Annotated in this window: 10 protein-coding genes; 5 read left to right on the top strand and 5 right to left on the bottom strand. The window is 34.7% G+C overall.

From position 1 onward, the window contains the following. Positions 1-23 precede the first annotated feature (23 nt). The 5 genes from AC1DY0_RS13470 to AC1DY0_RS13450 form a co-directional block, all read right to left on the bottom strand. Positions 24-2,459, bottom strand: a complete 2,436-nt coding sequence (locus AC1DY0_RS13470) for a zinc-dependent metalloprotease (RefSeq protein WP_477189112.1) — start codon at positions 2,457-2,459, stop codon at positions 24-26. A gap of 311 nt (positions 2,460-2,770) precedes the next feature. Continuing rightward, positions 2,771-3,211, bottom strand: a complete 441-nt coding sequence (locus AC1DY0_RS13465) for an SRPBCC domain-containing protein (RefSeq protein ID WP_477189111.1) — start codon at positions 3,209-3,211, stop codon at positions 2,771-2,773. Between the two features lie 2 nt (positions 3,212-3,213). Further along, complete coding sequence (locus AC1DY0_RS13460; RefSeq protein ID WP_477189110.1) at positions 3,214-4,107, bottom strand: dienelactone hydrolase family protein; 894 nt, start codon at positions 4,105-4,107, stop codon at positions 3,214-3,216. Between the two features lie 85 nt (positions 4,108-4,192). Next, positions 4,193-4,801 (bottom strand): YkgJ family cysteine cluster protein, encoded by a 609-nt coding sequence (locus tag AC1DY0_RS13455; RefSeq protein WP_477189109.1) that lies wholly within the window; start codon positions 4,799-4,801, stop codon positions 4,193-4,195. Between the two features lie 223 nt (positions 4,802-5,024). Next, positions 5,025-6,509, bottom strand: a complete 1,485-nt coding sequence (locus AC1DY0_RS13450) for a glycosyl hydrolase (protein ID WP_477189108.1) — start codon at positions 6,507-6,509, stop codon at positions 5,025-5,027. A gap of 323 nt (positions 6,510-6,832) precedes the next feature. Between AC1DY0_RS13450 and AC1DY0_RS13445 the strand changes: the two genes are divergently transcribed. The 5 genes from AC1DY0_RS13445 to AC1DY0_RS13425 all read left to right on the top strand — a co-directional run bounded on the left by AC1DY0_RS13445 (position 6,833) and on the right by AC1DY0_RS13425 (position 11,657). Next, a complete protein-coding gene (locus AC1DY0_RS13445; RefSeq protein WP_477189107.1) occupies positions 6,833-7,372 on the top strand; it encodes a nuclear transport factor 2 family protein in 540 nt (179 codons plus the stop codon). A 191-nt stretch (positions 7,373-7,563) separates the two neighbouring features. Continuing rightward, entirely contained in the window at positions 7,564-8,583 is a 1,020-nt protein-coding gene (locus AC1DY0_RS13440) for a quinone-dependent dihydroorotate dehydrogenase (protein ID WP_477189106.1), read from the top strand. 141 nt (positions 8,584-8,724) lie between these two features. Continuing rightward, complete coding sequence (locus tag AC1DY0_RS13435; RefSeq protein ID WP_477189105.1) at positions 8,725-9,588, top strand: hydroxymethylglutaryl-CoA lyase; 864 nt, start codon at positions 8,725-8,727, stop codon at positions 9,586-9,588. A 117-nt stretch (positions 9,589-9,705) separates the two neighbouring features. Next, a complete protein-coding gene (locus AC1DY0_RS13430) occupies positions 9,706-10,257 on the top strand; it encodes a hypothetical protein (protein ID WP_477189104.1) in 552 nt (183 codons plus the stop codon). Continuing rightward, positions 10,254-11,657 carry a DUF5723 family protein gene (locus AC1DY0_RS13425; RefSeq protein WP_477189103.1) on the top strand — a complete coding sequence of 468 codons (1,404 nt, stop codon included), beginning with the start codon at positions 10,254-10,256 and terminating at the stop codon, positions 11,655-11,657. The genes AC1DY0_RS13430 and AC1DY0_RS13425 overlap by 4 nt, the downstream gene beginning before the upstream one ends. Positions 11,658-11,673 lie beyond the last annotated feature (16 nt).

Raw genomic sequence — 11,673 nt, 5'->3', positions numbered from 1 at the left:
GTCTCAAAAGAAATTACTGGTAACTATTTTTCATCTTCTCCACAACCTATTGGTGAGCCTGGAGGTGGTGCTTGGTGTAATGTGGGTTTTGCTTTTTCTGGAGATTTTATTCTTTCTAATGCAAGTAATAAATGTCCTTTATAATCGGTGTCTGTTGTTGTTTTTAATTGAGCGGTTGTGTATTCTTTTAAATCATCAATCGATTTTAAAAGTTGTGCTTTGGCGTTAAAAGAAATGTCGTCATTGATGGAAGTTGCCAATAAATAGGTGAGAAGCAATTGTTGATTTTGTTGCTGTATTAATTTTTGTAAACCTTTCAACCTAGGAGCTTTCCAAGTTTTGTCAATAAGTATGTTAATCATTTCGTCAATGCCAAGACCATTATTCCTTGCCTGTAATTCAATCATTCTATTTAAACGATTAGCATTAAATAAAAAAGATAATGGAATATCCGCTGCTGATTCTGCTGCTGCTAAAGGATCAAACGAAAGCCCAGTTTTCCGGTTAAATAATTCTCGGGTATATTCATATCCTGCTGGACGTGGAGGTATTAATTTTAATATATTTTCAGGTATTTCCAATACTTTTGGATCCATACAACCAACAACGGCATTCAAAGCATTGAGTTGTTCTTCTTTAGAAACTGCTTGGGTTATAATTTGACCATCGCCTTTTATGGCATAAGAGTAATTTATACCACCAATTACTTTTGTAACCGATTCTACTTGGTAGCGGTGGAAAAGATAAATGGGCACAAGTACATCTTCCAGCATCGCCATTGGAGTGCCATTGGTAATATTGTTCTCTCCAAATTGAGATAATGCTTTTGCACGCACTTTCATTACATTTTGAAGCTCGATAACGGGGTCTTTTCCGTTATCCCAAAGATGTGCATTAGGATGCATTCCTCCTGGATCGCGAGCATCTCTGTCGGAAATAAAAGTGAGTCCTTTTTTTGAAGCATCAGTTAATATTTTATCCAATGCTAAAGTTTCATTAGTGCCTTTTGGAAACTGTTCGTATCCATATTGAATACTAACTTTGTCCCAATCACCAATTTCATTGGTATAAACATTGTTCAGGTCAATTTCATTGTTATTATCTAAGGTTGCCATTGGAGGCGGGTAATCCATTACACTTGCTCTATTTTGTGCACTGGAAATATAGTTGTGCATCAGTCCGAGTGTATGACCTACTTCGTGGGCAGCCAATTGCTTTAAACGCCACAAGGCCATTTGAAGCATTTTATTGTCGGTTGGAATAACTCCATTTTTAAAAGGAGCAAGTAATCCTTGTGCGATAAGATAATCTTGACGAACTCGTAAGGATCCTAATGTTACATTTCCTTTAATTATTTCGCCTGTACGAGGATCAACTACAGCCCCTCCCATACTCCAGCCTCTAGTGGAACGATGAACCCAGTTAATCATGTTATATCGAAGATCCATTGGATCTGCATTTTCAGGTAGGATTTTTACTTGGAAAGCATTTATAAAGCCTGCAGTTTCAAAAGCTTGGTTCCACCAGCTGGCACCTTCCAATAGAGCGCTTCTTATGGGTTCGGGTGTTCCGTTATCTAAATAATAAATTATGGGATTTATCGCTTCGCTTCTTACAGCTGTAGGGTCTTTTTTTTGTAAGCGATGACGTATAATGTTAATTTTTTGAATGGGTTCGGTAATAGGCGTACTATAATCAAAATAAGAATTTGTAATATAGGGAGAACGAGCATCATATAATCTTGTTTCAAAATTATTGTCTGGTAACTTTACAAAAGAATGATGCATTCTCAATGTGATGGACTCTGGTGCGGGTGTTACTGAACTTACATAATTCCCAGGTTTTCCATCTTTGTTTTCAAAAGTAACTGTTGTTTCAAATTCTGTATTTAAAGGAAAGTTTTTGGTGTGTTCAAGATACATTGCACTTCTTGTTGCATCAATTCCATAACTACCTTGTTTGGTGTTTTGTAAAGTATTAGATACTTGCAAAGCATCCCGCAATAAAAAATCTGTGGCATCTACAAGCACACTTCCATTGTTTTCGGCAGCAACTGTAAATCCCCAAATAGTTGATTGAGCAAATGATTGTTCAACGGCTCTTTTTTCGGCAACACCACCATTGACTGCTCGGTAAGAATAATTAGGTTCAATCATTAAAATCTTATTTCCCACTCGATTAAATTTGACTATGTATGTTGTACCCATTATACCTCTGTCTAAGCCAATATCATTAGATCCCAAACCCGCAGATAATGATGTTTGATATAAGATTTCTTCATTGAGTTTGTCTATTTGTAACCAAACTTTCCCCGTGCTTTCTTCCCAATAAAAGTTTATAAAACCAGTATTGGCTTTCATGTTTTTTGTCTTTTCTGAAATGGAATTTGCATTTTGTGCTTTTGTAAAAAAAGGTAAAAGGAAGAGGATTAAGATTAAGCGTTGAGTAAAAATTTTCATATAGTTTGATTTTGATACTTTTTAGTCTTTATCCTGATTTATAGTTTAAAGTAAATCAAAGATATCAAAGTTTCTTTTTGTGTAGTATTTGTAAAGTACTTTCTTTAAAATGATATTAAAGTGAATCGTGAAGAAGTCTTTTTTTTTGCTTTACTAACTATTTATTATCTTGGAAGAACAATCTTTATATCTTTCAATTAGTGAGTTAAATAATTGTAATGATGTTAATCAAGAATAAAGCGGTTTGAATTTACGATACTTTTATAAGTTCTTTTAAAAATTTGAGAAAAACAAATAGTTCGTTGTTACTTTTAGTATTGTCTCATAAACTCAAATGCTCCCTTGCGAAGTTGTATTCCGTATTCGAGATAGGCTTTCATGCAAGCAAGAAAATTTGCCCACCCCTCGGTGTTTCCTATGGCCCATTTAAGGTTGTTTTCATTGAATGTTTTTCCGTCTTCTGTTACTTTTACGACGGTACTTTTGTCGGGTTGTGCTTCCAAAATAATTGTCACTACGGTTTCTGGATCCCAAACATATGAAATCGAATGATTGACTTCAATCTGAATTTTTTTTATGGAAAGTTCAACTGGGAATTCGGGAAATTTCCACATCAATTCTTTTCCAGTTTCCATTCGTCCGTTGCTTTCCGAAATAAAATAGTTTGTCATTTTTTCGGGATTTACAATTCCTTCAAAAACTTCTTCAATCGGTTTTTGAATTTGTATAGATGCTTTGGCTATAAGATTCATAATTATTTCTTTTTTAGTTTCTCTTTAAAAAAATCAATGGTTCGTGTCCAAGATAAAGTGGCTGCAGCTTCATCATATCTAGGAGTCGTATTGTTGTGAAAACCATGGTTAACACCGGGATAGAAATAAGCGGTGTTTTCTACTTTGTTCTTTTTGAGTATGGCTTCATAAGCAGGCCAGCCTTCATTGACATGGGTGTCTAAACCGGCATAGTGAAGCATAATTGGAGTCGTTATTTTTTCGGCTTCTTCCGCAGTGGGTTGTCCTCCGTAATAAGGAACTGCCGCGGATAAAGTAGGGGTTTTGACTGCCATCATATTGGCAATCCAACCTCCAAAACAAAATCCAACAACACCTACATAACCATTACAGTCTTTGTGTGATTTCAGATATTCATAGGCTGCAATAAAGTCTTCGAGCATTTCTTCACGAGTGCGTTTCTTTTGAAGTTCCCTTCCTGCATCATCATTTCCTGGATAACCTCCCAGTGGGGATAGTGCATCGGGAGCCAAAGTAATGAAACCTTCCACAGCTGCTCTTCTTCCTACATCTTCAATATAGGGATTCAATCCTCGATTCTCGTGAACGACAATTATTCCGGGTAATTTTTTTTTGGTTTCCGTTGGTTGTGATAAAAGTCCTTTAATTATTCCCCCTCCTTTTGGAGACTGATATGTTATGTATTCTGATTTTATTCTTGGATCATCGGGTTTGATTGTGATAGAATCAACATAATTAGGAGTCATAAAACTAAGGAGAGACGGTACAGTTAAACTTCCTATTGCAAACAAGGACAATTTTTCGATAAATTGTCTTCTTTCGATTTTGTTGTGTGCGTAGTCATCATACAGATCAAAAATTTCCTGACTGATATCTTCCTTGGTTAATTTTTTCATGGTTCTTTATTTGAACCAACTAATTTAGAAAAAAAAGCAATTGTTTTTGCATTATTGATTATTGCACATAAGTGAATTTTTAATTCTAAGCAATATTTTCAAGTCCGCCTGGAAAAGGTCTGTAGGCATAATAATGCAAGACTTCTTCAATAGCCATTTTTAGGGCTTCATTTATAGGAAGTAAAGTAATTCCAAGTCTCTGATCAATTTGCGTTAATCGCATATAATAGTCCGAAAAAATTGGAATATACAATCCTTTGCTAATAGCTACTTCGGTATTAATGTAGTTTTCCTGTTGGTTCTCTTTTATTATTTTACAGGTATTTAATCGTAGCTCGCCATATTTGTCTCTACTTGCGGCATAGCCAAAAAGTCTACAAATTAATCCACGGTATTTATAGTCCGTGCATCTGCCATTTTTGTTGTCTGTAGTTGAAAGCGATTGGTATAAATGACAAAAAGTACTGGTTTTGGTATTTAGTTCTTCTAAAACAGCTTCGGCTTTTCCATTTAAAAATAAGTAAAAGGCCCATGGTAAAAATTCTAAAGGTGAAGCATCTATATTTGGTTTTGAACAGCACTGACCACAACCTGTAAGACAATGTAAATTTGTTTCGGATTTGAAATTAGTTATTTCATTCTCTAGGCGGTCAAATAATTCTTCAACCAATTGAACTTTATGTTCTATAGACATTGTTTTTTGGCTAATGTACACTATTAAACACCGTTAAAAGGGTAATCTGGTTTTACTTACTGTTTTGTAGGATTATTTTATTTTTGTAAGAAAAATATTGTTTTGAAAACGGGTTTGCATGAAGGATGGAAATGACATCCTTTTCTTTTCCTTCTTTAGGAAAAGAAAAGATATAATGGACAGCCTGACCCTTGTGGTCATGCCCAAATTGTAATGAATTGTTTTAATTTTTAATCACTTTGAATGTTTTCTGTGTATTTTCATAAACGGCAATTACCGTGTAAATTCCGCTTGCTAAATGGTTACCAATAGTTATTTTTTGATTAGTATAAAAATCATTACTGGAAAAACAAACCGTACCTTTCATGTCAATTATTTTGAGAAGAATCGGTTCAGTAGTTGTGCTTTTAATTTGGATTGAAGCTTCGTTTGTGAAAGGATTTGGGTAAAAAACATCTAAGTTGTTTTCTAGGTTTTTGTCATCAATTCCAAGATTACTTTCGTCAACTACATCAATATAATTAAAGTTAAAACTCGATTTATAAAGAATCCTGATATAGTTTTCTCCTTGTGGCAAGTTGATTCTGGAAACTATTTTGTCAGTATAAGTTTGTAAGCCTCCGGTGGCTTCAAAAGTTTCGTCCGTTTTTACAATGACGCCATTCACGCTGATATCAAATTTACCTTGAATTAAAGATGCTACTCGAAAAGTCATTTTATAAGAACTGTTTTGGGCTACATTTATCATGTATTCTCCCCAATCTCCAGCATCTGTAAAAGATACATTTCGTGTCGTGCCACCATCGGTAGTGCTTTGAAAGCCAGTCCCTCTGCGGCGATAATGTTTGTAGGCGATGATTCTGCCTGGAACATTCATTTTTTTGGAAGTATAAGGAACATTAAGATAGGCTGTCCCGATAGGTTTAATTTCGCCACTATTTGGACCAAGCAATTGCCCTTCCAGCATATCGGTCCAATCCGAAGGAACTCTACAAGTAAACCAAGAATAACGATAAATGTCGGGATCATTTTCAAAAGAGGTCACAATCTGTTTCATGAAATTGGTTTTCTCTGTGGCGGATTGTACTACTCTATTGGCAAATTCGGTTACCCAAATAGGGATGTTGTATTTCTTTAGCCCATTCGTTACCCCAATTACCGAACTAGATGAGGCATCGTAAGTATGAAAAGCAATATAATCTACTTTGCAAGTTGGACAAAGACGAAAGAATTCATCGTGCCAAGCAATGGGGCTTTGATATCCGCCATAATTGGAAGGTCCATTATAAGCAGGGGAGGCACTCACGATTTCCAACCCTTTTGCAGCAGCTATCTTTTCGATATTTGGCCAGGCGTTTACAGCTTCTTGAGGAGTTAACCGTGATCCATCATTAAAGTTAGGCTCATTGAAAGCCAATAAATATTTGGCTCCAGGTTTTATGGTTGCAATAAAAGCATCTGGATTATTTATTTTTCCCCAAGCCATCGGTACAAATTCTACGCCTAAACTCTCATAGCTGTCATTTACAGCAGGTTCAGGTTCGGAAGACCAATTATACCACCACGAAATTCCCGGTTTTAAAGTGTTCAAATCTGAAACGGAATGGTTTCCGTAAGCAACTCCTCTTTTGGGACTTACTTGTGCATGAATATGTATGTAAAATGAAGAGTTAATCAATAATAGGGTAAAGATTATTTTTTTAAACATAAAAAGGTTTTTTATTTGGTTTAAATTATTGAATCCCAAATGTAGTTCAACAACACTTTATTTTGTATTTGAAAAATCCCATCAAAAACACATCAAAATTGTTCTGGAGTAAATAATAGAGTTTTAAAAAGAAGCTTCAAATTTTGTTCTAAAATGAGGATGGTTTTAATTTTGATTAATGTTTTGGTTTTAATGTAAAAAATTGATAATCAGTTGTTTTATTTTTTAATTTTAAGTAAACCTATTATTTTTTTGATTAAATTTACTTACCCTTTCTAGTAATAGCTTAATCTAAATATTTTGACACTTTAAATATTTAAGCTATGAAAAAAATTGTATTGATTGTTTGTTGTTTTTGCCTATTTGTAAGTTGTAAAAAAGAAGAATCTAAAGAAATGGATACAGCAGTTGTTGCTGATGATACCGTTGCTAAACCAGCTGAATTCGCAGATCCTAAGTATGCTGAAATAGGCAGGAAGACACTTGCCGCTATGGAAAAAGGAGACATGGATAGTTGGATGGAAATTTATGCAGACAGTGCAGTTTATGTATGGAACAGTGGAGACAGCCTAGTGGGAAAACCCGCAATAGCAGCTTATTGGAAACAAAGAAGAGCCAATGTAATTGAAACCATTAAATTCAGCGATGCCATATTCTTGCCTATTATGGTAAATAAGTCTCAAAGCGTGGAGGCCAAAGGAGTTTGGTTACTTGCTTGGTACAAAACAACTGCAAAGTATAAAAAAGGAAAAGAAATGACTCAGTGGATACATACAGATTATCATTTTGACGCGAATGATAAAGTGGACAGAGTTATTCAGTATATAGATAAAGCGGCAATAAATGCTGCTATGCCAAAATAAAATTTAATTGTTAATTGGTTGGAAAAATAAAAAGCGATGCTTCTGTGTCGTTTTTTATTTTTTTGTGTCTAAATGATTTAGTTTAATGTGAATTTAGTTTGTTAATTTAACAAATGAACGGCTTTAAACGCATTTCTATGCCCTAAAACTAAAAACATTTCTTTACTTTTGTGGCAATCAATATTTGAACTATGTACAAGATTTTTATACGTCCTATTCTTTTTTGTTTTGACCCTGAAAAAGTGCACCACTTTACTTTTTCATTAATTAGAATAGTATCGAAAATTCCAGGATTCTCATCCCTTTTTAGATTTTTATATCAAGTTGACGACAAAAGATTAGAAACAGAAGTTTTTGGTTTAAAGTTTAAAAACCCTGTAGGTTTAGCGGCTGGTTTTGATAAAAATGCTGTCTTGTATAAAGAGTTGTCTAATTTTGGTTTTGGTTTTATAGAAATTGGTACACTTACCCCAAAAGGGCAGTCTGGAAATGATAAAAAAAGAATATTTCGTTTAGTGGAAGATTCGGCAATCATCAATAGAATGGGCTTTAATAATGGAGGAGTTCTGGAAGCGGTTGAACGCCTAAAGAAAAACAACGGTGTTCTTATAGGAGGAAATATTGGTAAAAATAAAGTGACCTTAAATGAAGATGCTACCTCAGATTATGAGATTTGTTTTGATACTTTATACGATTATGTTGATTATTTTGTAGTCAATGTGAGTTCTCCTAATACTCCAAATCTTAGAGCTTTACAGGAAAAAGAGCCACTTACTCAATTACTTCAAACTTTGCAGAATAAGAATTTGGCGAAGCCAAAGCAAAAACCAGTGCTGCTAAAAATTGCTCCAGATCTTACAGATGAGCAATTACTAGATATTATTGATATTGTAAAAGATACCAAGATTGCAGGTGTAATTGCAACCAACACAACAATTTCCAGAAGTGGATTGCGTTCTTGCAATCAAACGGAAACAGGTGGGTTATCAGGTAAACCATTGACATCACGATCTACAGAAGTGATTCGTTTTCTGTCTCAAAAAAGCAATAAGGCATTTCCAATTATTGGAGTAGGAGGAATACATTCTGCAGAAGATGCCTTAGAAAAATTAGAGGCTGGTGCTAGTTTAATTCAATTATATACAGGCTTTATCTATGAAGGGCCGGCATTGGTGAAGGAAATAAATAAAGCAATTTTGGCAAAAAAATAATAAGAGAACGATTTTTCTTTCTTTGTAACTCAAAACCTTTTTTATATATTTGAAACCCACATCAAAAAACCTTTTTCTTCCGTTGAGATGAAAAGTGGGTTCCTGACAACCAAAATTTAAATACTTTTTCGGAAGAAAGTTATGAAGGCAATAAAAATTATTGAGTGTCCACGAGATGCTATGCAGGGCATAAAAGCTTTTATTCCTACCGAAAGAAAGGTAGCTTATATACAATGTTTATTGCGTGTAGGTTTTGATAGCATTGATTTTGGGAGTTTTGTTTCGGCGAAAGCCATACCTCAAATGCAAGATACTGCCGAAGTTTTAGAACAACTTGATTTATCCAAAACAACAAGTAAACTGTTGGCTATAGTGGCTAATTCACAAGGAGCAACTCTTGCTTCGGAACATTCCGCTATTCAATATTTAGGTTTCCCTTTTTCGATTTCAGAAAACTTTCAAATGCGAAATACGCATAAAACAATAGCAGAATCTTTGGTAACATTGGATGAGATTTTAAATCTTGCCGATAAGACCAATAAAGAAACTGTAGCTTATCTTTCAATGGGTTTTGGAAATCCATATGGAGATCCTTGGAGTGTTGAAATTGTGGCACAATGGACTGAGAGATTGGCTGCAATGGGAGTGAAAATTTTATCCCTTTCCGATACTGTGGGAACTTCAACACCCGAAGTAATTGATTACTTGTTTTCTAATTTGATTCCTCAATATCCTCAAATCGAATTTGGAGCCCATCTTCATACAACACCAGATAAATGGCTGGAGAAAATTGATGCAGCCTATAAAGGAGGATGTCGCCGTTTTGATGGCGCAATACAAGGTTTTGGAGGATGTCCCATGGCTACAGATAAATTGACTGGAAATATGCCTACAGAGAAATTACTCTCTTATTTTACCGTTCAAAAAGAAAACACCAATTGCAGTCCTATGAGTTTTGAAAGCGCCTATAATGAGGCTTCAAAAATATTTGGTGAATTTCATTAATACTAGTTTGTTTTTGTATTTAAGTTATTAATAGTTAGATAGTTTAAGTTTTTTTGTTACTTTAGTGTAGTTGCAAAGACTCTTGTGAATTGCTTTCTAAAATTAAAATAACGAGATATGAAATTTCCTTTTTTCAAAAAAATTATTTTAATTGCCACACTAGGGTATTGTCTTTTTTCGTGTAGCAGCGATTTGGACTTCGAGCAGGTCAATGACTTTAATTCTCAACCTGTATTTACTACAAACCTCGCTTATTTTGAAGTGAAAGCTCCTGAGTTTATCATAAACGGGAGTGAGCAGTCTTTCTTTTCATATGTTTCTAATGTTGATTTTTTGAACACTTCCTTTGTGGAAGAAGATTTGGTGAAAACCGATTTATATTTCAGAATCAAAAATACAATAGCGAGACGCTATGTTTATAATATCACTTTCCTCGATGAAAATAATGCACCCATCCATTTAATAACGATGGATGTAGCCGCCTACAACGGCACAGAAGTTTTAGCGGAAAAAACAGAAACATTTACCGCTGCAAATGTTGATGTTTTAAAGAGAACGACCAAAATGGTTTTCTCGATTGTGATGATTTCAGGTCCGCCATTAACAGCTAATAGTCCAGGCAGAGTTGAGTTGAGTTCAAGTATAACGGCTTATTTTGATGTAAAATGAGAAAAATAATAATCCTTTTATGTCTGTCAGTTACTTTTTATTGTTTTTCCCAAAATAAAGAAGTTTTATATAATTTCACTCCTCAACCCCAAAGCTTATTGCTTAATCCGGGAGCAGATGTGAAATACAATTGGTTTTTTGGGGTGCCGTTGTTATCTGGAATTTCGGCTAATGTTGGTTCAACAGGATTTGATGCTTATCGTTTATTTGCCAATGATGGAGTAGATTTTACTACCAAAGTAAAAAATGTTTTAGCTTCAACCAGTAGAAATGATTATGTGACCGCCAATCAACAGCTGGAAATATTTACGGCAGGTTTTAGGGTAGGTGGTGAAGAAAGTAAGTCGTATGTTTCTTTTGGAATGTATCAAGAATTAGACTCCTTTATTTATGTTCCAAAAGATTTGGCCATTTTGTCTTTGTATGGGAATAAAGATTATATAGGGAAGTCTTTTGATTTGGGTGACTTGAGTGCAAAAGCAGAGTTGCTCTCTGTCTTTCACATAGGATTTAATAAACAGCTTAATGAGAAACTTATACTCGGAATTCGTGGAAAAATTTATTCCAGTGTTTTTAATGCGACTTCAACACATAATTCAGGATATTTTTATACTTCACAAGGTTCTGATTTAATTTATAATCAAGTCATAAAATCCAATTTACAGCTCAATACTTCAGGGGCGGCAAAGTATTTGGACAAAAACTATGAGGGTGATTTAGCAACTGATTTAAGGGATGATATTCCTAAAAAAGCCTTTTTGGGAGGGAATCTTGGGCTCGGTATGGATTTAGGACTTACTTATTATCCAGAAAAAAACATTCAGATAACAGCAAGTTTGGTGGATATTGGGTTTATAAGCCACACAAAAGATGTTGTCGATTATACATTTAAAGGGGATTACGCTTTTAAGGGAGTTATTACCAATTTTAATGAAGAAGGTACTATTGATGATGCCTACGGGGATTTTAAAGAAGCGATTCCTTTTGATACCATATATAATAAGTACACCACACAGCGCCCTTTGAAATTTTATTCTTCATTCCAATATTCATTTGAAGAAGAAAGGCAAACAGAATGCAATTGTGAAACCGATGAAGATTCTTGGTATCGAAGCGCGGTTGGGGCACAGCTTTTTGCAATGTCAACTCCTAGAGCCCCAATGTTGGCCCTAACGGGTTATTATAGAAGAAGATTTCTAAAAGGATTACAAATGAAAGCCACTTACACTATCGATTCCTATTCGTATTCAAACATAGGCTTGGGATTGACGACCAAAATTGGTGTGGTCAACTTTTATGCAATGGCCAATAATCTTTTGGCTTATAGCGATCTCTCCAAGGCAAATGCCCTCACGTTTCAAATCGGATTTAATATAATATCGGGGAGCAGCAATAAATAAAAGGATTTGCTCACTT

It is taken from the genome of Flavobacterium sp. P1_E4, from assembly GCF_056405915.1.
Note: the sequence above shows the minus strand (reverse complement) of the source record. Positions and strands in the feature narration are given on the sequence as shown.